Origin of the sequence: Prauserella flavalba (assembly GCF_003202235.1) — a bacterium.
GTDB lineage: Bacteria > Actinomycetota > Actinomycetes > Mycobacteriales > Pseudonocardiaceae > Prauserella_A > Prauserella_A flavalba.
Map to the genome: position 1 here is coordinate 116766 of NZ_MASU01000017.1, position 21066 is coordinate 137831.

Consider the following 21066-nt stretch of genomic DNA (forward strand, 5'->3'; position numbering starts at 1 on the left):
TCATTTTTCGATGCGGGGGTAATCCGATGCCCGTTCCCGGTCCTGGTTACTCGATCACCGTGCGGCTGGAGGCACCGCCCTCGGCCAGCGCCGCCGGTGACCTGACCACCGCGGTCGGCCAGGTGGGGGGCGTGCTCACCGCGTTCGACGTCGTGGAGTCGCACAGCGACGCCATCGTCGTCGACATCACGGCTAACGTCTCCTCGGCCGATCACGCCGAGGATCTCACCAAGGCCCTCAACGCGCTGCCGGGCGTGCACGTGCGGAAGGTCTCCGACCGCACGTTCCTCATGCACCTCGGCGGCAAGCTCGAGGTCAGCCCCAAGGTCGCGCTCCGCAACCGGGACGACCTCTCCCGCGCCTACACCCCCGGCGTGGCGAGGGTCTGCCAGGCGATCGCCGCCAACCCGGAGGACGCGCGCAGGCTGACGATCAAGCGCAACACGGTCGCCGTGGTCACCGACGGCTCGGCCGTGCTGGGCCTCGGCAACATCGGCCCGTCGGCGGCGCTGCCGGTGATGGAGGGCAAGGCGGCGCTGTTCAAGAAGTTCGCGGGCGTCGACGCGTGGCCGGTGTGCCTGGACACCCAGGACACCGAGGAGATCATCCGGATCGTGCGCGCGCTCGCCCCCGTCTACGCGGGCATCAACCTCGAGGACATCGCCGCGCCGCGCTGCTTCGAGATCGAGCGGCGCCTGCGCGAGCAGCTCGACATCCCCGTCTTCCACGACGACCAGCACGGCACCGCGATCGTGGTGGTCGCCGCGCTGCGCAACGCGCTGCGCGTGGTGGGCAAGCCCATCGAGAAGTGCAAGATCGTGGTCAGCGGCGTCGGCGCGGCCGGTTCGGCGATCATCCGCCTGCTGCGGCGCAAGGGCCCGGCCGACATCGTCGCCGCCGACATCGACGGCATCGTCCACAGCGGCCGCGACAACCTCGACGACAACCTGCGCTGGGTTGCCGAGCACACGAACAAGGACAACGTGTCGGGCACGCTGCACGACGCGCTCGTCGGTGCCGACGTGTTCATCGGTGTCTCCGCACCCAACCTCTTCAGCGCCGAGCAGGTCGCCACGATGGCCGACGACGCCGTGGTGTTCGCGCTCGCCAACCCCGATCCGGAGATCGACCCGCTGGAGGCGCAGAAGCACGCCGCCGTGGTGGCCACGGGCCGCAGCGACTACCCGAACCAGATCAACAACGTGCTCGCGTTCCCCGGCGTGTTCCGCGGGCTGCTGGACGCGCAGGCGCACCAGATCGACGACGAGATGCTCCTGGCCGCGGCCAATGCGATCGCCGACGTGGTGGACGACCGGCTCAACGCCTCGTTCATCGTGCCCAGCGTGTTCGACGCGGCTGTCGCGCCCGCCGTTGCCGAGGCCGTGAAGGCGGCCGCCAGGAAGGAAGAAGTAGCCTCGACGTCGTGAGTGAACTGAGCCACGTCGACGAGGCGGGCGCGGCCCGCATGGTCGACGTCTCCGGCAAGGCCGTCACCGCGCGCACTGCGGTCGCGAGCGGTCACGTCCGCACCACGGCCGAGGTGATCGGCCTGTTGTCCGAGGGCGGGCTGCCCAAGGGCGACGCGCTGGCCACGGCGCGGCTCGCGGGCATCATGGGCGCCAAGCGCACCTCCGAGCTGATCCCGCTGTGCCACCAGATCGCGCTGACCAAGGTGGACGTGAGTTTCGAGCTCGGCACCGACAGCGTGCGCATCGAGGCAATGGCGCGCACGAGCGACCGCACCGGCGTCGAGATGGAGGCGCTCACCGCGGTCGCCGTCGCCGGGCTGACGCTGCACGACATGATCAAGGCGGTGGACCCGGCCGCGACGCTCGACGGCGTACGGCTCGAGACCAAGGACGGCGGCAAGACGGGCAGCTGGCGCCGGGAGGAGAACCGATGACACGCACGGCGAGGGTGATTGTGGCGTCCAACCGGGCCGCGACCGGAGTCTACGCCGATCAGACCGGTCCGATCATCGCCAAGTGGCTGACCGAGCGCTCCTACGACGTGCCGGAGCCGATCGTCGTCGAGGACGGCGAGCCGGTGGCGCAGGCACTGCGGGGCTGCCTCACCGACGACGTTGACGTGGTGATCACCACCGGTGGAACGGGGATTTCGCCGACGGACCGCACGCCCGAGGCGACGGCGCCGCTGCTGGACATCGAGCTGCCCGGCCTCGCGGACGCCGTCAGGGCAGCGGGGCAGGAGAAGGTGCCCACGGCGATGCTCTCGCGCGGGCTTGCCGGGATCGCGGGCCGGACGCTCGTGGTGAACCTGCCCGGCTCGCGGGGCGGCGTGAACGACGGCCTCGACGTGCTCGACACGGTGCTCGACCACGCCGTCGACCAGATCGCGGGCGGCGACCATCCCCGGCATGGCGCCGGTCACGCCGAGCCGGCCCAGGATGCGGAGGGTGGAGCTCACGCCCGCGTGGCGCTGGCGCAGGTGACCGAGACGGAGTTGTCCGTCGAGGAGCACGCCCAGCTGGTGCGTGACGCGGGCGCGGGTGCCGTGGTGACGTTCGGCGGCGTGGTGCGCGACCACGACGACGGCCGCTCGGTGACCTCCCTGTACTACGAGGGGCACCCGAGCGCGGGCGACGTGCTCGCGCGCGTGGTCTCCGAGGTGGCCGCCCACCGGGCCGGGCTGCGCGCCGTCGCCGTGAGCCACCGGCTCGGCGCGCTGGAGATCGGCGACGTGGCGCTCGCGTGCGCGGTCGCCGCCGACCACCGGGCCGAGGCTTTCGCCGCCTGCGCGGAGCTGGTGGACGAGGTCAAGGCCCGCCTCCCGGTGTGGAAGCACCAGAAGTTCACGGACGGCACCGACGAGTGGGTCAACTCGCCATAGTGCACGACTCGCGGTCGGGAGCGCACGACTCGCGAACCGGAACGCACGACTCGCGGCCAGGAACGCACGACTCGCGGTCCTGAGCGCACGACTCGCGAACAGCACAAGGGCCCCACCGTCCGGGGGACACGGTGGGGCCCTGTGTGCCGGGTCCGCAAGCCTTCGGGTAGGCCCGCGGACCCGGCATCCGCGCCGTCAGGGGCAAGTGAGTCCGCGTCAGCGGGTCACTTGGTGGCGATCTTCTGGCCGACCACGATGTAGTCGGGGTTCGAGATGAAGTCCTTGTTCAGCTCGGCCAGCTTGGTGTAGCCGCCCTGAACGTTCTTCTTCTCGGCGATCTTGGTGAGGGTGTCACCCTCGACGACCGTGTAGTCGCCCTTCGGGTTGGACTTCGCGACACCGGTGAGCGGCGGGGCCTGCGGGGCCGGAGCCGACTCCTCGACAGGAGCGCTCTCGTAGGAGGTGGTCTGCTCCGAGGTGCCCTCGGTGTTGCTGCCCGAGTAGCTCGCGCTGGAGCCGGCCTGAGCGCCGCACACCGGCCACGCGCCGATGCCCTGGCCCTCAAGAACGCGCTCGGCGACCGCGATCTGCTCCTCGCGGGAAGCCTCGTGGGCCGAGCCCGTGCCGCCATAGGCCTGCCACGTGCTCGGGGAGAACTGCAGACCGCCGGAGTAGCCGTTGCCGGTGTTGATGCTCCAGTCGCCGCCGCTCTCGCACTGCGCGATGGCATCCCAGTTGACGCTGTCGGCCTGCGCGGGGGTCGCAGCGATCGCCAGCGGCGCACCCACGGCCAGCCCCGCGACAGCGACGCGGGCGAAGGTGCGGGAAGCAGCGGAGGTCTTACGGTGCTTGCCTCGATAAGCCATTTTCGACTCGGTCTCGTCTTCCGCGCCTCCGTGCAGCGAGGCAGGCCGCATGGACCTGGCCGGCTCTCCAAGCCGGCTCACATCGCCGTCAGGCTCCGTTCCCTCTCGTCCCAGTCCGGAAGTCTCTTTCGCTCGGGGTTTTGGTCCGGGCCTCCCGCCGGACTGGGTTCGGCGCTACGGGAGTCCCGGTCTTGCTCTGGTCGGTCGGGGCCAACCGAGAAGCGACGGTACGTAACGACACCCGTGATCGGAAATTATCAAGCCTGTGACCTAGGTCACAGTAACACCACGCAACCTCGAGCGATTCCAGTGTTCTCGCTGGTCAGGGCGCCGTTATCCGGCCGTTTCCTTCTCGAGATATTTCACGGTAAGTGAGGTCTGTGTCACGTGGATTTGGCGCGAATACTCCGTTTGTGACTACCACTTGGCACGGAGGAAGCCGGCCAAACCCGGCAAATCATCCGTGTTGATGTGGTCCACTCCGGCGTCCACGAGAGCCTTCCAGACCGCCGTGCGGGCCGGGCCGGGGGTGTCCGGCGTCGCCCAGAACCGCACGCGCTGGCCCCCCGCATGCGCCTTGTTCACGACCTCTTCGAGCAGGCTCCGCTCCGCGGCCGGGAAGGCGCCCTCACCGGCCCAGGTGAACAATTTCGTCCAGTTGTCTGACACCAGCGGCGTCAGTCGCGCGTCGGAGCCCGGCCCGAGGTCGGTGGCATCGCCGATCCGGCCGTCGTAGAACGCGAGCCGGTGGCTCTGCTCGCTCAGCACGGTCCTCGGGCGGTTCCCGGACAGCACGACCGTCACAGCGCCCTCGCGCACGCGCCCGCGCGCGTACGCGGAGAAGAGGAACCCGTAGCGCGGGTGCCGCAGTCGCCGCTCCAGCGCCGCGTACGTGCTCTCCGCCTCGGTCTTGATGTCCACGAGCAGCTGGAAGTCCATCCGGCGCCGGTAGACCCCGCCGTGGTTGGCGAGCACCCGCGCGCGCAGCGGCTCCAGGTACAGCGATTCCAGCGTGCGAGACGGGGTCAGGTCCTCGGGGTCGTGCCCGACGAGCAGCTCGCCTTCCACCAGGTGGATGTCGGCCTCGACGCTCGTGAAGCCCTCGGCGAGCGCGTCGAACAGCGGGCGCTCGTGCTCGTAGTCGTTGTGCGCGTGCGCCCTGGCCAGTGGACGGACCCAGGAGCGGGGGCCGGCCTGTGCGAGCGCGGGGGCGCCGAGCAGGCCCGCGGTGGCGGCCGAAGCCGTGAGGATCGTGAACGAGCGGCGCGACAGCGGCATGCGGGCCAGCCTCTGCCGCCCCGGCGGCCACGGGGTGAACGGACCGGCACCAGCCGGTCAAGAGCAGGCGAAGTCCAGGACTCAGCCGCCCGCGAATGGCGGCAGCACGTCCAGCTCGGCGCCGTCGGGCAGCTGCCTGCTGATGTCGCGCACGGCGATGCCGTCGAGCAGGAAGCTCGCGGCCTCCAGGATTCGCGGCAGTTCGGCCGGGTGCAGCTTGCGCAGCTCGTCGATGGCCTCGCTCACCGACGCGCCCGCGGGCAGCCGCAGCACCTCCTCCTCGACCCCGCTCGCCGCGCGGGCCGATGCGAAGTAGCGCACCAGCACCGTCGTGGCGTGCTGTTCCCCCTGCGTGTCCGCGACCTGCCCGGACGACGGCGATCCCACTGCTCAGCCTCCGATGGCGCTCATCGGCCGGATCGGCTGGGCGAAACCGGCCTCGTTGATCTCGTGGCCCGCGAGCTTGCCCCACATCGTGGCGCGCCAGGTGTCGGCGATGTCGTCGTCGCTCGCCCCGCCGCGCAGCAGGGCCCGCAGGTCGGTCTCCTCGGTGCTGAACAGGCACGAGCGGATCGCCCCGTCCGCAGTGAGGCGCGTGCGCTCGCACGCGGAGCAGAACGGCCTGGTGACCGAGGGGATCACGCCGACCTCGGCGGGTCCGCCGTCGACCAGCCAGCGCTCGGCGGGGGCACCGCCGCGTTCGGCCGGGCTCGGCGTGAGCGTGAACTCTGCGCCCAGCAGCTCGAGGATCTCGTCGGCCGTGATCATCTCCTTGCGGTTCCAGCCGTGCTGGGCGTCGAGCGGCATCTGCTCGATGAACCGCAGGTGGTAGCCGTTGTCGAGCGCGAAGCGCAGCAGCGCGGTCGCCTGGTGCTCGTTGACGCCGCGCATCAGCACCGCGTTGATCTTCACGGGGTTCAGTCCCGCGTCCCTCGCGGCGGCCAGTGCGTCGACCACGTGCCGCAGCCGGTCGCGCCGGGTGATCCGCTCGAACGTCTCGCGGTCGACCGAGTCGAGCGAGACGTTGATCCGGTCGAGGCCCGCGTCGGCGAACGCCTGCGCGCGCTTGGCGAGGCCGATGCCATTGGTGGTCATGGAAAGCCGCGGCGCGGGGTCGAGGGCCTTGATCCGGGCGACCAGCTGCTCCAGGCGGGGCCGCAGCAGCGGTTCGCCTCCGGTGAGCCGGATGTCCGTGACTCCGAGCAGCGACACGGCGATGCCCATGAGCCGCAGCAGCTCGTCGTCGGTGAGCAACTGCTCGCCGGGCATCCAGTCGAGACCCTCCGCCGGCATGCAGTAGGTGCAACGCAGGTTGCACTTGTCGGTCAGCGAGACTCGCAGGTCGGTCGCTACCCGGCCGAACGTGTCGATCAGGGCGGGATCGTCCGGGCGCGGTGCACCGGACGTCGTGCGAGCGCCGGGCACCCTGGGGGTGCCGAGATCTACCGCTGTCATCGCCCCCAGCCTAATGCGGGATCCGCCGCGGTTGTGAGCTTGCTTGCATACCGAATCGGCAGCGACATGGCCGAAAACGCACCTGCGGAGATAATCTCTCCGTCATGCCGCATTTTCGGTTCTCAGAAGCCGCCCGGCTGCTGGGTGTCAGCGACGACACAGTCCGCCGCTGGGTCAAGGCCGGGCAGTTGCGCGCCGGGGAGGACTCCTCGGGCCGCAAGGTCATCGAAGGTTCCGAGCTGGCCGGGTTCGCCAGGGCGCAGGCCGCCGAATCGGCGGACCCCACCGGGGTCGGTCGCTCCGCCCGCAACCACTTCGTCGGCCTCGTCACCGACGTCGTGGTGGACAAGGTGATGGCGCAGGTCGAGCTGCAGTGCGGGACACACCGCGTGGTGTCCCTCATGAGCTCGGAGGCCGTCGAGGAGCTGGGGTTGCGGCCCGGCGTGCTCGCGGTCGCCGTCGTCAAGGCCACCCAGGTCATCGTGGAGACCCCCGGAGGTAAGCAATGAGGAAGCTCCTGCCCGCGGCGCTCGCCTGCGTGCTCGTCGCCTCCGCCTGCGGCACGTCTGCCGGAGACGGCACGACGACGCTCAACGTCTTCGCCGCCGCCTCGCTCACCGAGGCGTTCGGGGCGCTGGAGAAGCAGTTCGAGGCCCAGCACGAGGGCGTCGACGTGCGGCTGAACCTCGCCGGTTCGTCGCAGCTCGCCAGCCAGATCAACGAGGGCGCCCCCGCCGACGTGTTCGCCTCGGCCAACGAGAAGAACATGGACAAGGTGATGGACGCGGGCGGCGTCGAAGGGCGGCCCCAGACGTTCGCCACCAACCAGCTGACGATCGCCGTCGCACCGGGAAACCCGAAGGGCGTCGAGGGCTTCGCCGACCTTGCGCGCGAGGACCTGACCGTGGTGGTGTGCGCGGCGCAGGTGCCGTGCGGAGCGGCGACCGAGGAGGTCGAGCGGGCCACCGGGGTGACCCTCGCACCCGCCAGCGAGGAACAGGACGTCAAGGCAGTGCTCAACAAGGTGCGGCTCGGCGAGGCCGACGCCGGCCTGGTGTACGTCACCGACGTGACGTCGGCGGGAGACAAGGTGGACTCGGTGGACTTCCCCGAGTCGGAGCGGGCGATCAACGAGTACCCGATCGCGGCGCTGTCCTCGGCCGGTGAGCCCGAGCTCGCCAGGCAGTTCCGGGACCTCGTGCTCGGCGAGGTGGGCCGGAAGGAACTGACCAGGGTGGGCTTTGGCGCGCCGTAACCGCTCCGTTCCGTGGGTGCTGTGGATCCCGGCAGGGCTGGCGCTCGCGCTCGTGGTGCTGCCCGTCGTCGGCCTGCTCGCGCGTACGGACTACGCCCGGTTGCCGGAGCTGCTGACCTCTGGCGCGTCGCTGAACGCGTTGCGGCTCTCGCTGGTCACCGCCGTGCTGTCCACTGTGCTGTGTGTGCTGCTCGGCGTTCCGCTCGCCGTGGTGCTCGCGCGCTCGCGGAGCCGGGGCGTGCGGGTATTGCGCGCGGTGGTGCTGCTGCCGCTCGTGCTGCCCCCGGTGGTCGGTGGCCTGGCGCTGCTGTTCCTGCTGGGGCGCAACGGATTTCTCGGCTACCTGCTCGACGTCACCGCCGGCGTGCGCATCCCGTTCACGACGACGGCGGTGGTGATCGCGCAGACGTTCGTGGCCATGCCTTTTCTCGTGGTGAGCCTGGAGGGCGCCCTTCGGGGCGCGGGTGACCGCTACGAGCGCGTGGCCGCGACCCTGGGCGCGAGGCCGTGGACGGTGTTCCGCAGGGTGACCGTCCCGTTACTGCTGCCCGCGCTCGGCTCGGGCGCGGTGCTGAGCTTCGCGAGGGCGCTGGGCGAGTTCGGCGCCACCATCACGTTCGCGGGCAGCCTGGAGGGCGTGACCAGGACGCTGCCGCTGGAGGTCTACAACCAGGCCGAGGCCGACGTGGACAGTGCCGTGGCGCTCGCACTGCTGCTCATCGTGGTCGCGGTGGTGGTGATCGCCGTGGCGAGGCCGCGCGCGCTGGAGGGCAGGCCATGACACTGCGTGCCGAGATGAAGCTCAGCAGGGGTTCCTTCTCGCTGTCCGTGGCCCTCGACGTGCCAGAGGGCACCGTGCTCGCGGTACTCGGGCCCAACGGCTCCGGCAAGTCCACGCTGCTCGGGTGCCTCGCGGGCCTGCTCGTGCCCGACGACGGTGTGGTGACGCTGGGGGAGCGGACGCTGACACGCAGTCCCCGTCTGCAGGTCCAGCCGCACGACCGCGGCGTCGGGCTGCTCGCGCAGGACGCGCTGCTGTTCCCGCATCTGTCCGTCGTGGACAACGTGGCCTTCGCGCCCCGCTCGCGGGGTGCCTCCAGAGCGGAGTCGAGGGCCGTCGCCCGGCGCTGGCTGTCCGAAGTGGATGCCGCAGGGCTGGCCGACCGCAGGCCCGCGCAGCTCTCCGGCGGGCAGGCGCAGCGGGTCGCCATCGCCCGCGCGCTCGCCGGTGAGCCCGACCTGCTGCTGCTCGACGAGCCACTCGCCGCGCTGGATGTCGACGCCGCGCCAGCAATCCGGGGCCTGCTGCGCAGGGTGCTGCGCTCGCCGGGCAACCGCAGGGCCACGGTGCTGGTGACCCACGACCCGCTCGACGCGCTCGCCCTGGCCGACCACGTCGTGGTGCTCGACGGCGGGCGCGTCGTGGAACGCGGGGCGACAGGGGAGGTCCTTTCCGCGCCGAGGACCCCCTTCACCGCGCGGATCGCCGGGCTCAACCTCGTCGCAGGCACCGCGGAGGAGCAGGGCCTTCGCCTCGCAGGGGGCGGGCTGATCAGCGGCATCCCCTCTCCCGACGTGGTGGCGGGGGAGCCCGCGGTCGCAGTGTTCGCGCCAGGGTCGGTGGCGGTGTACCCGGCGAGTGAGCTCCCGGAGGGAAGCCCGCGCAACACCGTCGCCGCTGTGGTGGGCGCGCTGGAGCCGCACGGCCCGGTGGTGCGGCTGCGGACCGTCGACGGGGACGGCTGGGCCGAGGGCCTCTCCGCCGACCTCACTCCCGCGGCGGTCGCGGAGCTGGCTCTCGAGCCCGGCACGCCGATCCGGCTGGCGGTGAAGGCGACCGCGGTGACGATCCAGCCGGCGTTCGGCAAATAGGCTTGGGGCCATGAGCGATCAGCGGTGGAGCTACCTGACCGACATGGACGGTGTACTGGTGCACGAGGAGCACCTCGTGCCGGGCGCCGACGAGTTCCTCGCCGAGCTGCGCGCCAACGACGCGGCGTTCCTCGTACTGACCAACAACTCCATCTACACGCCGCGTGACCTGCGGGCGCGGCTGCTGCGCACGGGACTGGACGTGCCCGAGGAGGCGATCTGGACCTCCGCGCTCGCCACGGCGAGGTTCCTGCAGGCCCAGCGCCCGAACGGCTCGGCGTACGTGATCGGCGAGGCCGGGCTCACCACGGCGCTGCACGAGGTGGGCTACGTGCTCACCGACAGCGACCCGGACTACGTCGTGCTCGGCGAGACGCGCACGTACAGCTTCACCGCGATCACCAGGGCGATCCGCCTGATCGAGCGGGGCGCGCGCTTCATCGCGACCAACCCGGACCCGACGGGTCCCAGCCGCGAGGGCATCCTGCCCGCGACGGGTTCGATCGCGGCGCTCATCGAGCGCGCCACGGGTCGTTCCCCTTACTACGTCGGCAAGCCGAACCCGCTCATGATGCGGTCGGCTCTGCGTGCGCTCGGCGCGCATTCCGAGCACACCCTGATGATCGGTGACCGGATGGACACGGACGTGCACTCCGGTATCGAGGCAGGGCTGCAGACAATCCTCGTGCTGTCCGGCATCTCCACGCGGGAGACGGCCGAGCGCTACCCGTTCCGGCCGACGCTCGTGGTGGACTCGATCGCCGACCTCGTGGGACGCACGAAGGACCCGTTCGGGGCGGCCTGATCTTCCGGCCCGGCGGCCAGGCCTTATCGTCGGAGAGGTGACGGACCATCCCACGTTCGTCGTCGGCGATGTCCACGGCTACCGCGACGAGCTCGCCGACGCCCTGCGAGACCACGGGCTCGTCGACGACTCCGACGACTGGGCGGGTGGCGAGGCCCGCCTCTGGTTCCTCGGCGACTTCGTGGACAGGGGACCGGACGGGGTCGCCGGGATCGAGCTGGTGAAGAAGCTGCAGGAGCAGGCCGCCGAGGCGGGCGGCTTCGTGGAGACGCTGCTCGGCAACCACGAGATCCTGCTGCTCGGCATGTACCACTTCGGCGACACGGCCGTGCCGTCCGACTTCGGCCCGCGCAGCTTCGCCCGTAGTTGGGAGATCAACGGGGGGCAGCTCGCCGACCAGGACGACCTCACGCCGGAGCTCGTGAGCTGGCTGAGCGAGCGGCCCGTCGCCGCGAACACCGCCGACCACCTGCTGTTGCATTCCGACACGCTGGAGTACCTGGAGTGGGGCGACACGACCGAGGAGATCAACGACGCGGTCCGCGAGGTGCTCGCCGGTGACGATCTCGCGCAGTGGTGGGACGTCTGGCGCCGCATGACCACCCGGTACGCCTTCCGCGGCCCGCACGGGCAGGAGGCGGCGGAGACCCTGCTCGACCAGCTCGGCGGCGAGCGGATCGTGCACGGCCACAGTGTCATCGCCGACCAGCTCGGCATCCACCCGACGCAGATCGAGGCGCCGTTCCTCTACGCGGGCGGCAGGGCGCTGGGCATCGACGGAGGCCTTTTCGTGGGCGGGCCGTGCCTGGTCGTGGAGCTCCCCTGGGAGCCCCACGACTGACTGCAGTCAACGCAGGCATGGTGGCCTTCACTGCGGTTGGGCACCGCGGCCGGCGGCATGTCATGCGAGCAGCTTCGCCACCGCTTCGCGCAGGGGTGTGGTGGGGCGGCCGATGAGGCGCGCGAGCTCGCCCGTGGCCTCGGAGAGCAGGCCGTCGCGGGTGTTGCCGTCGAGCGCGACGACGAACCCGGCCGTCTCCTCGGGCAGGCCGGCCGAGAGCAGCGCGCCCTTGTGGTCCTCGGGGCTCAGGTCCTGGTAGGTGACGTCCTTGCCGGTCACGTCGGCGACCGCGGCCGCGATGTCGGCGTAGGTGAACGCCGTGTCGCCGGAGAGCTCGTACACCTTGTTCTCGTGACCGTCGCCCGCGAGGACGGCTGCGGCGCCGGCCGCGTAGTCGGCCCTCGTCGCGCCCGCGACGCGGCCCTCGCCCGCGCTGCCGACGTAGGTGCCGGTCTCGGCGGCCTGGCGCACGCCCTGCTCGTAGTTCTCGATGTACCAGTTGTTGCGCAGGATCGCGTAGGGCACGCCCGAGTCGCGGATGACCTCCTCGGTCGCCTTGTGTTCCGGCGCGAGGATCAGCGGGCTCGTGCCGGCCTTTGGCGCGCTCGTGTAGGCCAGCAGCGAGACCCCCGCGGCCTTGGCCGCCTCGACGACGGCGGTGTGCTGCGGCACGCGCCTGCCGACCTCGCTGCCCGAGATCAGCAGCACCTTCTCGGCGCCGTCGAACGCCGTCTTGAGTGTGTCCGGCCGGTCGTAGTCGGCCTCGCGGACCTCGACGCCGAGGTCCGCCGCCTTCTCCGGGCTGCGCACCGCGGCGACGATCCGGTCGGCGGGGACGGTCTGCTTCAGCGCCTCGATCACCAGGCGGCCAAGGTGCCCGTTGGCACCGGTCACGACGATCACGTGGGTTCACTCCTCGCGGGTTGTTGAATGCTCACCTTTCAGTCTGTACTAACTTTTGGAAAGTGCAACCCGAGAGTTAGTGCTATCTTTGTGACATGGAGGACGTGGACCGGCTGGTGCCGGACGTGTTCGCGCGCGCGTGCGAGTCGCGCACCGTGGTCGAGCACGTGGCGGGCAGGTGGGGGATCCTCGCGCTCGCCGCGCTGCACGAGGGGTCGTTCCGGTTCAACGCGCTGCGCCGCCGTGTCGACGGCGTGAGCGAGAAGATGCTGGCCCAGACGTTGCAGGCGCTCGAGCGCGACGGCTTCGTGCACCGCGACGCGCAGCCGAGCATCCCGCCGAGGGTGGAGTACAGCCTCACGCCGCTGGGCAGGCGGACCGCCGAGAAGCTCGTGGAGCTGATCACGCTCGTCGAGTCGAGCCTGCCCGAGGTGCTCGGCGCGCGGGCCGCCTACGATGCGGCCAGGGCGGAGCCGGCGTCAGTCGCGCACGGGAACGATCTCGCGGCCCAGCGGCACCAGTGACACCGGAATCATCTTGAGGTTCCCGATGCCGAGCGGGATGCCGATGATCGTGATGCACAGCAGGATGCCGGTGACCAGGTGGCCCAGCGCGAGCCACCAGCCCGCGAAGACGATCCAGATGATGTTGCCGAGCAGGGAGAACGCGCCCGCGTCGCGGCGGTCGGTGAGCGTGCGGCCGAACGGCCAGAGCGCGTAGTTGGCGATGCGGAACGAGGCGAGCCCGAACGGGATCGTGATGATCAGGACGCAGCAGATGATCCCGGCGACCACGTAGCCGACGGCCATCCAGAATCCCGCGAGCACCAGCCAGATCACGTTCAGCAACAGGCTCATGAGCCCATTGTGCCCGTTGGGCCGGTCGCGGCGGCGGCTCAGCAGTTCAGCTCGCCCGCGAAGACCGTCACCGCCTGCCCCGAAAGGTGGACGCGGTCGCCACGCAGGCGCATGCGCACGATGCCGCCGCGCGACGACGCCTGCTCGCCGACCAGCTCGGTGCGGCCGAGCCGCTCCGCCCAGTACGGCGCCAGCGCACAGTGCGCGGAGCCGGTGACCGGGTCCTCGGGGATGCCGACCTTGGGCGAGAAGACGCGGCTCACGAAGTCGAGCCGAGGCCGGTCGCCGGGCGCGGTCACCGTCACGCCGCACGGTACGTCGAGCAGGGCCAGTCCGGCGAGGTCCGGCTCGACGGCCCGCACCTGCGCGGCGGACGCGGCCCGCACGAGGATGTCGTCGGAGGTGCGGGTGACGTCCTCGATCTCCACGCCGGGTAGCAGTGCCGAGACATCGTCGCTCGCGGGCACCGGCACGTCGGCGGGCAGGTCCAGGCGCACCCAGCCGTCGCGTGACTCGCACCGCAGCTCGCCCGCGCGGGTCGTGAAGACGTGCGATCCCCTGAGTACGTGCGTCGTGGCGAGCGTCGCGTGCCCGCAGAGGTTCACCTCGGCCAGCGGGGTGAACCAGCGCAGCGGCTTGGGTTCCTCGCCGAGCACCACGAACGCCGTGTCGGCGTGTCGTAGCTCCGCGGCGACGTGCTGCATCCACGCGGCGTCGGCGGGTTCGTCCAGCAGCACGACGCCGGCCGGGTTGCCCGCGAAGGCCCGGTCGGTGAACGCGTCGACGACGAAGAGGCGCATCAGACCAGCAGCTCGCCCTCGGCGACGGTGACGGCGGAGCCCGAGAGCCGGACACGCTCGCCCAGCAGAGCCGTGCGCACGATGCCGCCCCGTTCCGACGCCTGCTCGCCGACCAGCTCGGCGCGGCCGAGCCGCTCCGCCCAGTACGGCGCCAGCGTGCAGTGCGCCGAGCCCGTCACCGGGTCCTCCGGAACGCCGACCGCGGGGCCGAAGACGCGGCTGACGAAGTCGATCCCGGGCTCGTCGCCCCGCGCGGTGACGATCACGCAGCGCGCGTCCACCGTGGCGAGCGCATCGAGATCCGGTTCGGCGCCGCGGACCAAACCGGCGTCGGCCACCACCACGAGCACGTCCGACACACCCCGCGCGACGTGCTCCGGCGTGAGCCCCGGCAGCCCCGCCGACACGTCCACCTCGGCCGGTTTCGGCGGATCGGCGGGGAACTCCATCGCGACCCGCCCGTTCTCCGCCGTGCAGCGCAGCGCACCGGAGCGGGTGCTGAACACCTGCTCGCCGCCGAGCACGTGCGCGGTGGCGAGCGTGGCGTGCCCGCACAGATCGACCTCGGTGGTGGGCGTGAACCAGCGCAGCGGCTTCGGCTCTTCCGTCGTCACCACGAACGCCGTCTCCGAGTGCTTGAGCTCCGCCGCGACGTGCTGCATCCACGCGTCGTCGGCGGGCTCGTCGAGCAGCACGACGCCGGCGGGATTGCCCGAGAAGGGCCGGTCGGTGAAGGCATCCACGAGAAACAACCGCATATCGCGACAATAGGCGGATCGGGTGGTGCGATCCCCTCCATTTGCAGATGGCCGGTTCCACCTTGCGTTCCTAGACTGCGACCGAGCCGTCAACGCCGACGTGGAGGAGGGGCAGCATGTCGTACTCGCCCGCAGTTCCCAGCTATTCATCCGGTATCTCCGACGTGCCCTTGCTCGGAGACACGATCGGCGACAACTTCGACCGCACCGTGCAGAGCTTCGGCGACCGCGACGCGCTCGTCGACCGGCCGAAGGGACAGCGCTGGACCTACCGTGAGCTGGCCGCCGAGGTCGACGCTCTCGCGCTCGGCCTGCTGGAGAAGGGGATCGGCAAGGGCGACCGGGTGGGCATCTGGGCGCCGAACTGTGCCGAGTGGACCTTCACGCAGTACGCGACCGCGAAGATCGGCGCGATCCTGGTCAACATCAACCCCGCCTACCGGTCGCACGAGCTGGAGTACGTGCTGAACCAGGCCGGGATCCGGATGCTGGTGGCGGCGGAGAAGTTCAAGACCTCCGACTACGCGGGCATGATCGCCGAGGTCAGGCCACGCTGCGAGGCGCTGACCGACGTCGTGCTCCTCGGCGGTGCCGACTGGACGGCGCTGCTGGAGGCCGGTCGGCGGGCCGACCGCGCGCGGCTCGCCGACGTGCAGGCCACGCTCAGCGCCGACGACCCCATCAACATCCAGTACACGTCGGGCACCACCGGTTTCCCGAAGGGTGCGACGCTCAGCCACCACAACATCCTCAACAACGGCTTCTTCGTCGGCGAACTGTGCGGCTACACCGAGGCCGACCGCATCTGCATCCCGGTGCCCTTCTACCACTGCTTCGGCATGGTGATGGGCAACCTCGCGGCGACGAGCCACGGCGCGTGCATGGTGATCCCGGCGCCGTCGTTCGAGCCGAAGGCCACGCTGGAGGCGGTGCAGGCGGAGCGCTGCACGTCGCTGTACGGCGTGCCGACGATGTTCATCGCCGAGCTGTCCGATCCGTCGTTCGAGTCGTTCGACCTGTCGTCGCTGCGCACCGGCATCATGGCGGGCTCGCCGTGCCCCGTGGAGGTCATGAAGCAGGTCATCGAGCGGATGGGCATGGCGGAGGTGTCGATCTGCTACGGCATGACCGAGACGTCGCCGGTGTCCACGCAGACGCGTGCCGACGACTCGATCGAGCGCCGCGTCTCCACGGTCGGCCGCGTCGGCCCGCACCTGGAGGTCAAGATCGTCGACCCGGAGACGGGCCTCACCGCGCCGCGCGGGGAGCCGGGCGAACTGTGCACGCGCGGGTACTCGGTGATGCTCGGCTACTGGGAGCAGCCGGACAAGACGGCCGAGGCGATCGACGCGGCGCGCTGGATGCACACCGGCGACCTCGCGGTGATGGACGACGAGGGCTACGTCAACATCACCGGTCGCATCAAGGACATGGTGATCAGGGGCGGCGAGAACATCTACCCGCGGGAGATCGAGGAGTTCCTCTACACGCACCCGGACATCCTCGACGCGCAGGTGATCGGCGTGCCCGACTCCAAGTACGGCGAGGAGCTGATGGCGTGGGTCCGGATGCGTGAGGGTGCCGAGGCGCTGACCGCCGAGAGCCTGCGCGAGTTCTGCTCCGGCAAGCTCGCGCACTACAAGATCCCGCGCTACGTCCACGTCGTCGAGGAGTTCCCGATGACGGTCACCGGCAAGGTCCGCAAGGTCGAGATGCGGGCGAAGTCGGTGGAACTGCTGGGACTCGAGGACATCGCGAGGCTCAAGCACGCCTAGACGTGGTCGCGCAGTGCGCCCGCGACCTCCTCGGGTGCCAGCTGCCGCGAGCCGACGTAGTACAGCACGGAGCCCGGCGACAGCTCGTCGTCCCAGCCCGGGTTGACCACGAGCCTGTCGCCGGCGCGCGCGGCGAGCAGTGTCGCGCCGTGGCGGCGGTCCAGTGCGGTGCGGCAGTCTCCCGCCCGCACCGGCCCCGCCGACTCGGGCAGGGTCACCGAGTAGGTGTTGGCGCCGCCGTGGGTCATCAGCTCCGCGTACACCTCGGCGATGCCCGGGGACTGCAGCTCCTCGGTGATCATCCGGGGCGTGTGCCACTGGACGCAGCGGATCCGCTCGCCGACGTAGCCCAGCAGCGAGGAGCGCGCGAGGTCCCGCAGGGTCACGACGGTGTGCACGTCGCTGGTGAGGTGGTCGACGGCGAGCGCGATCGCGAGCGCCTCGTTGTCGTCGCGGGCGTCCACGAGCACCCCGGCCGCGCGGTGCACGCCGGCCCGGCGCAGCACGTCGTCGTCGGTCACGTCGCCTCGCACGTAGTCGACGGGCTGGTCGGCCATCGGATGCGGGCCCACGTCGTCCCACGCGCACAGCACGAGCTTGCTCGCCGTGGCGTCGGCCAGCAGCTCGGCCGCGATGCGCTCGGTGCGGCCCGGCGTGTAGCCGATGAGCACGACGTGACCCGACGCGTCGACGGTCCCGGAACCCTGCATTCGCCGTCCCCTTCGCCGTTCGAGCACGGACGCGATCTTGGTGAACACCGTGGTGAGCGCGGTGATGCCGCCGACGACCACGTAGGCGCCCACCACTCGGCCGGGCACCGTCTCCGGGAAGAAGTCGCCGTAGCCGACGGTGGACGTGGTGACCACGAAGTACCACCAGTAGTTGCCGGGCCGCACCAGCTCGCTGCCGTTGGGCTCGGCCAGCGCCATGAGCGGCCAGCTCGTCGCGAAGACGAACAGGATCACCACGAAGGGAGTGGCCCAGCTCGTGAGCACGCTGATTCTCGCGAGCAGTCGCGACAGCAGGAACGGCACGCTTCTCCCGGAGTTCTCGCCCCCTTTTCGGCGAAGCCTAGCCGACGATCAACTCCCCGAGGCGACTTCGGCGAAGGCCTTGGCGTCCTCGTTACCGAAGGTCTCCTCCAGCTGCTCCGGTGAGTAGTCCACGTCGATGGCGGCGAGGTCGGCACCCCTTGCCGACTCGATCGCACCGAGCCTGCGCTGGGCACGGTCGGCCGCGTACTGGACGAACTCCTGGTTGTCGATGCCGAACGGCGGCTCCTCGAACTGGGCGTTGACCCACTCGATCATGCCGAGCGCGTGCGGGAGCAGCTCGCCCATGCGCTGCTGGACGACCTCCCACAGCGAGTCGTCGGCCGCGATGTGCCTGCGGCACGTGAACGTGCCCCACGCCATGTGCCTGCGCTCGTCGTCGCCGATGCGGCGCACCAGCTCCTGCATCCCGGGCAGGATCCCGCGCACGGTGCAGACCTTCTGCCACGCGTAGTACCCGGTGAGCGCGAGGCTGCCCTCGATCACGTGGTTGTAGGTGACGCTCGCGCGAATCTGGTTGGCGGGGCTGGGATCGCTCGCCAGCACGTGCAGCGACTCGGGCAGCTCCTCGTAGAAGAGCTTGCGGTAGTGGGGGTTCTCCGCGACGTAGGGGTGGAGGTCCTCGGTGAGGCCGACGGCGTCCATCCAGCGCCGGAACACCTCGGTGTGCTTGGCCTCCTCGAAGCAGAACTGCGTCAGGTACATCTCGTCGGCGAGCCTGCCCTCGGAGGCCATCGCCTGCATGAACGGCTGGATGTCCTCGGTCACCGCCTCCTCGCCCGCGATGAACTGGGCGCACAGGTACGTCGCCGAGCGGCGCTCCTCGTCGTTCAGTGCCTCCCAGTCGGCACGGTCGGCGCTGAAGTCGATGTCGGCGGGGTTCCAGAACTTCTTGTTGCCCTTGACGAAAAGGCGCAGCGGGAACGACTCCCAGTTGAGCCCTCCGCGGCGCAGTGACTGAAAGCCTTCCCGGTGCGGTGCGATGGTGCCGGTCATGGTCATCCCTTCCGTTTCACTCCGTTGTGGACGAATGGATCAGTGCCGCGAGGACGGCGCGGACGCCTTCCGCCGCCTCCTGCGCCGTGTGCGTCGGCAGCACGAGATAGCTCAGCGTGAGCCGGATCTGGGTCTCGGCGACGAAGTCCGGATCGGACAGTCCGGGCAGCCGTTCGCGCAGGTACGCCACGGCCACCTCGCCCGCGGCGCGGAGAATTGGCTCACCGCGGGTGGTGAGGTAGGGCAGCAGGTCCTCGCCCGCCTCGGTGCCGAGGGCCGCGGCGACCAGCCGGTTGCGCCGTGCGTGCTCGATGGTGAACACCGTCGCGTCGTGCACGCCGGTGAGCACGTCGGCCGCGGCGTCGAGGCGCCGCTGGATGCCCTCGGCGAACTCGGCCATCGTGCGCAGCGCCACCGCTTGCACGAGCGCGGCCTTGCCGCCGAACTCGTTGTAGACGGTCTGCCTGCTGACGCCCACCCTGGCCGCGACGTCGGCCATCCGCAGCCCCGCGTACCCGCGTGCGGGCAGCAGGTCGGTGGCGGCGTCGAGCAGCTGCTCCCGCAGCGACGCCTTCGTGCGTTCGGTGAATGAGGTGACCTGCGACACGTGCCCAGCTTGACATAGCTGCGTTTTGTGTCAAGAAGCTCGACATCCTCCGTTCGGATGTAAACTCCGGCGACCCGATACGGTGGCCTGGTGGGGATACGTGTGGGGTGTGTCGGCTTCGACCTGGACATGACGTTGATCGACCCTCGGCCGGGCATGATCGCGGCGATGGGGCAACTCGCGGAGGAGAGCGGCTATCCGCTCGACGGCGAGTACTTCGCGGCCAACCTCGGCCCGCCGCTCGACCACGTGCTGCGCGGCTTCGAGACCCCGGAGGAGCGGATTCCCGAACTCGTCACCCGGTTCCGCGAGATCTACCCGGACGTGGTGGTGTCGCGCACGGTCGCGCTGCCCGGCGCCGCCGAGTCGCTGGAGGCCGTGCACGGGCTCGGTGGCACGACGCTGGTCGTGACGGGCAAGTACGAGCCCAACGCGGCACTGCACGTGAAGGCGCTGGCGTTCGACGTCGACACCCTCGTGGGCGACCTGTGGGCGACCGGGAAGGCGGCGGCGCTCACCGAGCACGGCGCGGTGGCCTACGTCGGCGACTACACCGGTGACATGGAGGGCGCGAGGGCCGCGGGAGCGATCGCGCTCGGCGTCGCCACGGGACCGTGCACGCGCGAGCAACTGCTGGCGGCGGGCGCGGACGTGGTGCTCGACTCGCTCGCCGAGTTCCCGGACTGGCTGGCGGCTAGCGCTGGCGGTGCTCGCGGACCAGCGCGATGAGGCCGAGGCCAAGGCCGAGCGGCGTGATCACGCCCGCGGCCGCCGACAGCCACACGGGCAGGTCCTCCAGCCCGGCGGCGAAGAGGACGAACACGACGACGACGGCCAGCATGCCGAGGGCGAACAGCGCGATGCCGAGCCTCATCAACCAGGACTTACGGGCGGGGTTCGCGGCGGTGTCGCGGACGGCGGTCTCCATGTCGCCATCTTAGGGCGCACTATGTCCTTCTCCGTACGGTGTGTGGCGAGATAGGCTTGATGGATACGCGTCCTGGGTACGCACCTGGGGCGCGTTCGTCGTGCGGGGCCGGCCACGGCGGCCGGGCGCGTTGCAGGAGTAGCGAAGGAACGGGTGAGGGCAGTGCCGACCGGCAAGGTCAAGTGGTACGACGCGGACAAGGGATTCGGCTTCGTCACGCAGGATGGCGGCGAAGACGTCTACATCCGGAAGTCCGCGCTACCGCAGGGGGTGGAGGCCCTCAAAGCCGGGCAGCGGCTGGAGTTCGGCGTCGCCGATGGCAGGCGTGGACCACAGGCTCTCTCCGTTCGGCTGCTCGACCCCCCGCCCTCGGTCGCCGAGGCGCGCAGGCGCCCCGCCGAGGAGCTGCACGGCCTGATCGAGGACATGATCAAGCTGTTGGAGATGCGGGTCCAGCCGGACCTGCGCCGTGGCCGCTACCCGGATCGCAAGAACATCAAGCGGATCGCCGAGGTGATGCGCGCCGTCGCCAGGGACCTCGACCCCTAAGCGCACCCAGCGGTCCCCAAACTGCAGTGAAGGCCACCATGCCTGCGTTCAACGCAGGCATGGTGGCCTTCACTGCGGTCGGGCTCGGTCGGGCCAGCCGGGTCGGCAGGGGTTACGCCGGGTCGATCTTCAGCGACCACACGCCGCGCGCGAGCAGCTGGGGATTGCCGTTCTCGTCGAGGATCGGGTTGCCCTGCTGGTCGGCGGCGTAGGCGCCGCCGAGCTGCTGGATCTCCACCGTCAGCAGCTGATCGGTCGGCTTCTCCGGGGTGACCGTGACGGCGGTCTGCGGGTCGTCGCGGTCGGTGAACGTGCGCGGCGGCAGCAGCTTCACGGCGCCGGAGGCGTCGCGGTACTCCGCGTACAGCGTCCACACGGTGTCGGTGATCTCCGAGGGCAGCGACACCTGCACGGACTTGCCGGGGCGCACCTTCAGCGACACGCGCTGGCCCGCCGGCTCGCACTCCTTCAGCATCCCGTCGCAGTAGACGTCGTACGGCTCGGCGACCACCGACTCGCCGTCGGCGTAGAACGTGACCTCCGGGAAATGGGTACCAGAGCAGCCGGCCAGAACCACCGCCGCGGCACCGAGGACCGCTACTACCGCACGTCGCATGAC

Annotated in this window: 26 protein-coding genes; 13 read left to right on the forward strand and 13 right to left on the reverse strand. The window is 70.5% G+C overall.

All coding sequences use genetic code 11. From position 1 onward, the window contains the following. The first annotated feature begins 26 nt into the window (after nucleotides 1-26). From BA062_RS34105 to BA062_RS34115, 3 genes are read left to right on the forward strand one after another with little or no spacing between them, the layout of a single operon-like run. Nucleotides 27-1427 (forward strand): NAD-dependent malic enzyme, encoded by a 1401-nt coding sequence (locus BA062_RS34105; protein ID WP_110343256.1) that lies wholly within the window; start codon nucleotides 27-29, stop codon nucleotides 1425-1427. Further along, complete coding sequence (gene moaC, locus BA062_RS34110; protein WP_110343257.1) at nucleotides 1424-1903, forward strand: cyclic pyranopterin monophosphate synthase MoaC; 480 nt, start codon at nucleotides 1424-1426, stop codon at nucleotides 1901-1903. The genes BA062_RS34105 and moaC overlap by 4 nt, the downstream gene beginning before the upstream one ends. Continuing rightward, nucleotides 1900-2850, forward strand: a complete 951-nt coding sequence (locus BA062_RS34115) for a molybdenum cofactor biosynthesis protein MoaE (protein WP_110343258.1) — start codon at nucleotides 1900-1902, stop codon at nucleotides 2848-2850. Before moaC ends, BA062_RS34115 begins: the two co-directional genes overlap by 4 nt. A 224-nt stretch (nucleotides 2851-3074) precedes the next feature. Here BA062_RS34115 and BA062_RS34120 read toward each other — a convergent pair whose 3' ends face one another. From BA062_RS34120 to moaA, 4 genes are all read right to left on the reverse strand, one after another. Beyond that, nucleotides 3075-3716 (reverse strand): LysM peptidoglycan-binding domain-containing protein, encoded by a 642-nt coding sequence (locus tag BA062_RS34120; RefSeq protein WP_110343259.1) that lies wholly within the window; start codon nucleotides 3714-3716, stop codon nucleotides 3075-3077. Between the two features lie 417 nt (nucleotides 3717-4133). Beyond that, nucleotides 4134-4994, reverse strand: coding sequence for a phosphatidylinositol-specific phospholipase C/glycerophosphodiester phosphodiesterase family protein (locus tag BA062_RS34125; RefSeq protein WP_110343260.1), 861 nt, complete (start codon nucleotides 4992-4994; stop codon nucleotides 4134-4136). Between the two features lie 81 nt (nucleotides 4995-5075). After that, complete coding sequence (locus BA062_RS34130; RefSeq protein WP_110343261.1) at nucleotides 5076-5381, reverse strand: MoaD/ThiS family protein; 306 nt, start codon at nucleotides 5379-5381, stop codon at nucleotides 5076-5078. A 3-nt stretch (nucleotides 5382-5384) separates the two neighbouring features. Continuing rightward, on the reverse strand, nucleotides 5385-6449 hold the full coding sequence (moaA, locus tag BA062_RS34135) for a GTP 3',8-cyclase MoaA (protein ID WP_110343262.1): 1065 nt from the start codon (nucleotides 6447-6449) through the stop codon (nucleotides 5385-5387). Between the two features lie 104 nt (nucleotides 6450-6553). Between moaA and BA062_RS34140 the strand changes: the two genes are divergently transcribed. The 6 genes from BA062_RS34140 to BA062_RS34165 are packed head-to-tail and all read left to right on the forward strand — an operon-like array spanning nucleotide 6554 to nucleotide 11222. Further along, nucleotides 6554-6958: a TOBE domain-containing protein gene (locus tag BA062_RS34140; RefSeq protein WP_110343263.1), complete on the forward strand. Its 405-nt coding sequence runs from the start codon at nucleotides 6554-6556 to the stop codon at nucleotides 6956-6958. Next, entirely contained in the window at nucleotides 6955-7704 is a 750-nt protein-coding gene (gene modA / locus BA062_RS34145; RefSeq protein WP_110343264.1) for a molybdate ABC transporter substrate-binding protein, read from the forward strand. The genes BA062_RS34140 and modA overlap by 4 nt, the downstream gene beginning before the upstream one ends. A gap of 16 nt (nucleotides 7705-7720) precedes the next feature. After that, nucleotides 7721-8485 (forward strand): ABC transporter permease, encoded by a 765-nt coding sequence (locus BA062_RS34150; protein ID WP_245960143.1) that lies wholly within the window; start codon nucleotides 7721-7723, stop codon nucleotides 8483-8485. After that, the gene (locus BA062_RS34155) at nucleotides 8482-9576 is read left to right on the forward strand and encodes a sulfate/molybdate ABC transporter ATP-binding protein (protein ID WP_110343266.1); all 1095 of its coding nucleotides are present in this window, start codon (nucleotides 8482-8484) and stop codon (nucleotides 9574-9576) included. The genes BA062_RS34150 and BA062_RS34155 overlap by 4 nt, the downstream gene beginning before the upstream one ends. 10 nt (nucleotides 9577-9586) lie before the next feature. Then, nucleotides 9587-10381, forward strand: coding sequence for an HAD-IIA family hydrolase (locus BA062_RS34160; protein WP_110343267.1), 795 nt, complete (start codon nucleotides 9587-9589; stop codon nucleotides 10379-10381). A 37-nt stretch (nucleotides 10382-10418) separates the two neighbouring features. After that, entirely contained in the window at nucleotides 10419-11222 is an 804-nt protein-coding gene (locus BA062_RS34165; RefSeq protein ID WP_110343268.1) for a metallophosphoesterase, read from the forward strand. Between the two features lie 60 nt (nucleotides 11223-11282). On the opposite strand, the gene BA062_RS34170 is transcribed toward BA062_RS34165, so the two are convergent. Then, nucleotides 11283-12125, reverse strand: a complete 843-nt coding sequence (locus BA062_RS34170; RefSeq protein WP_110343269.1) for an SDR family oxidoreductase — start codon at nucleotides 12123-12125, stop codon at nucleotides 11283-11285. A gap of 95 nt (nucleotides 12126-12220) precedes the next feature. On the opposite strand from BA062_RS34170, the gene BA062_RS34175 reads away from it, so the two are divergent. Further along, the gene (locus tag BA062_RS34175; protein WP_110343270.1) at nucleotides 12221-12649 is read left to right on the forward strand and encodes a winged helix-turn-helix transcriptional regulator; all 429 of its coding nucleotides are present in this window, start codon (nucleotides 12221-12223) and stop codon (nucleotides 12647-12649) included. Here BA062_RS34175 and BA062_RS34180 read toward each other — a convergent pair. Genes BA062_RS34180 through BA062_RS34190 form a run of 3 tightly spaced genes read right to left on the reverse strand, consistent with a single transcriptional unit; the run spans nucleotide 12605 to nucleotide 14540 of the window. Further along, nucleotides 12605-12982 carry a YccF domain-containing protein gene (locus BA062_RS34180; RefSeq protein ID WP_110343271.1) on the reverse strand — a complete coding sequence of 126 codons (378 nt, stop codon included), beginning with the start codon at nucleotides 12980-12982 and terminating at the stop codon, nucleotides 12605-12607. The genes BA062_RS34175 and BA062_RS34180 overlap by 45 nt on opposite strands. A gap of 38 nt (nucleotides 12983-13020) precedes the next feature. Continuing rightward, the gene (locus BA062_RS34185; RefSeq protein WP_110343272.1) at nucleotides 13021-13782 is read right to left on the reverse strand and encodes a PhzF family phenazine biosynthesis protein; all 762 of its coding nucleotides are present in this window, start codon (nucleotides 13780-13782) and stop codon (nucleotides 13021-13023) included. Beyond that, complete coding sequence (locus BA062_RS34190; protein WP_110343273.1) at nucleotides 13782-14540, reverse strand: PhzF family phenazine biosynthesis protein; 759 nt, start codon at nucleotides 14538-14540, stop codon at nucleotides 13782-13784. The genes BA062_RS34185 and BA062_RS34190 overlap by 1 nt, the downstream gene beginning before the upstream one ends. Nucleotides 14541-14656: 116 nt before the next feature. Between BA062_RS34190 and BA062_RS34195 the strand changes: the two genes are divergently transcribed. Beyond that, complete coding sequence (locus BA062_RS34195; protein ID WP_110343274.1) at nucleotides 14657-16315, forward strand: AMP-binding protein; 1659 nt, start codon at nucleotides 14657-14659, stop codon at nucleotides 16313-16315. Here the strand turns inward: BA062_RS34195 and BA062_RS34200 are convergent. The 3 genes from BA062_RS34200 to BA062_RS34210 are packed head-to-tail and all read right to left on the reverse strand — an operon-like array spanning nucleotide 16312 to nucleotide 18970. Then, nucleotides 16312-17349 carry an ion channel gene (locus BA062_RS34200; protein WP_110343275.1) on the reverse strand — a complete coding sequence of 346 codons (1038 nt, stop codon included), beginning with the start codon at nucleotides 17347-17349 and terminating at the stop codon, nucleotides 16312-16314. The genes BA062_RS34195 and BA062_RS34200 overlap by 4 nt on opposite strands. A 48-nt stretch (nucleotides 17350-17397) precedes the next feature. Continuing rightward, a complete protein-coding gene (locus BA062_RS34205; RefSeq protein WP_110343328.1) occupies nucleotides 17398-18363 on the reverse strand; it encodes a R2-like ligand-binding oxidase in 966 nt (321 codons plus the stop codon). 16 nt (nucleotides 18364-18379) lie between these two features. Beyond that, a complete protein-coding gene (locus tag BA062_RS34210) occupies nucleotides 18380-18970 on the reverse strand; it encodes a TetR/AcrR family transcriptional regulator (protein WP_110343276.1) in 591 nt (196 codons plus the stop codon). Between the two features lie 129 nt (nucleotides 18971-19099). Here BA062_RS34210 and BA062_RS34215 point away from each other — a divergent pair, with 129 nt between their 5' ends. Continuing rightward, on the forward strand, nucleotides 19100-19699 hold the full coding sequence (locus tag BA062_RS34215) for an HAD family hydrolase (RefSeq protein ID WP_110343329.1): 600 nt from the start codon (nucleotides 19100-19102) through the stop codon (nucleotides 19697-19699). Here the strand turns inward: BA062_RS34215 and BA062_RS34220 are convergent. Further along, a complete protein-coding gene (locus tag BA062_RS34220; protein ID WP_110343277.1) occupies nucleotides 19665-19898 on the reverse strand; it encodes a hypothetical protein in 234 nt (77 codons plus the stop codon). The two genes, BA062_RS34215 and BA062_RS34220, sit on opposite strands and share 35 nt — an antisense overlap. A 162-nt stretch (nucleotides 19899-20060) precedes the next feature. Here BA062_RS34220 and BA062_RS34225 point away from each other — a divergent pair, with 162 nt between their 5' ends. Next, on the forward strand, nucleotides 20061-20447 hold the full coding sequence (locus tag BA062_RS34225; protein ID WP_110343278.1) for a cold-shock protein: 387 nt from the start codon (nucleotides 20061-20063) through the stop codon (nucleotides 20445-20447). Nucleotides 20448-20559: 112 nt separating this feature from the next. Here BA062_RS34225 and BA062_RS34230 read toward each other — a convergent pair whose 3' ends face one another. Next, nucleotides 20560-21063, reverse strand: coding sequence for a DUF2771 family protein (locus tag BA062_RS34230; RefSeq protein WP_110343279.1), 504 nt, complete (start codon nucleotides 21061-21063; stop codon nucleotides 20560-20562). Nucleotides 21064-21066: the final 3 nt, after the last annotated feature.

Excerpts from the sequence above, each read along its gene's own strand:
- BA062_RS34105 (WP_110343256.1), top strand. The coding sequence starts at position 27 with ATGCCCGTTCCCGGTCCTGGTTACTCGATCACCGTGCGGCTGGAGGCA.
- BA062_RS34115 (WP_110343258.1), top strand. The coding sequence starts at position 1,900 with ATGACACGCACGGCGAGGGTGATTGTGGCGTCCAACCGGGCCGCGACC.
- BA062_RS34120 (WP_110343259.1), bottom strand. The coding sequence starts at position 3,716 with ATGGCTTATCGAGGCAAGCACCGTAAGACCTCCGCTGCTTCCCGCACC.
- BA062_RS34125 (WP_110343260.1), bottom strand. The coding sequence starts at position 4,994 with ATGCCGCTGTCGCGCCGCTCGTTCACGATCCTCACGGCTTCGGCCGCC.
- moaA (WP_110343262.1), bottom strand. The coding sequence starts at position 6,449 with ATGACAGCGGTAGATCTCGGCACCCCCAGGGTGCCCGGCGCTCGCACG.
- BA062_RS34140 (WP_110343263.1), top strand. The coding sequence starts at position 6,554 with ATGCCGCATTTTCGGTTCTCAGAAGCCGCCCGGCTGCTGGGTGTCAGC.
- modA (WP_110343264.1), top strand. The coding sequence starts at position 6,955 with ATGAGGAAGCTCCTGCCCGCGGCGCTCGCCTGCGTGCTCGTCGCCTCC.
- BA062_RS34155 (WP_110343266.1), top strand. The coding sequence starts at position 8,482 with ATGACACTGCGTGCCGAGATGAAGCTCAGCAGGGGTTCCTTCTCGCTG.
- BA062_RS34160 (WP_110343267.1), top strand. The coding sequence starts at position 9,587 with ATGAGCGATCAGCGGTGGAGCTACCTGACCGACATGGACGGTGTACTG.
- BA062_RS34175 (WP_110343270.1), top strand. The coding sequence starts at position 12,221 with ATGGAGGACGTGGACCGGCTGGTGCCGGACGTGTTCGCGCGCGCGTGC.
- BA062_RS34180 (WP_110343271.1), bottom strand. The coding sequence starts at position 12,982 with ATGAGCCTGTTGCTGAACGTGATCTGGCTGGTGCTCGCGGGATTCTGG.
- BA062_RS34185 (WP_110343272.1), bottom strand. The coding sequence starts at position 13,782 with ATGCGCCTCTTCGTCGTCGACGCGTTCACCGACCGGGCCTTCGCGGGC.
- BA062_RS34190 (WP_110343273.1), bottom strand. The coding sequence starts at position 14,540 with ATGCGGTTGTTTCTCGTGGATGCCTTCACCGACCGGCCCTTCTCGGGC.
- BA062_RS34195 (WP_110343274.1), top strand. The coding sequence starts at position 14,657 with ATGTCGTACTCGCCCGCAGTTCCCAGCTATTCATCCGGTATCTCCGAC.
- BA062_RS34205 (WP_110343328.1), bottom strand. The coding sequence starts at position 18,363 with ATGACCGGCACCATCGCACCGCACCGGGAAGGCTTTCAGTCACTGCGC.
- BA062_RS34215 (WP_110343329.1), top strand. The coding sequence starts at position 19,100 with ATGACGTTGATCGACCCTCGGCCGGGCATGATCGCGGCGATGGGGCAA.
- BA062_RS34220 (WP_110343277.1), bottom strand. The coding sequence starts at position 19,898 with ATGGAGACCGCCGTCCGCGACACCGCCGCGAACCCCGCCCGTAAGTCC.
- BA062_RS34230 (WP_110343279.1), bottom strand. The coding sequence starts at position 21,063 with ATGCGACGTGCGGTAGTAGCGGTCCTCGGTGCCGCGGCGGTGGTTCTG.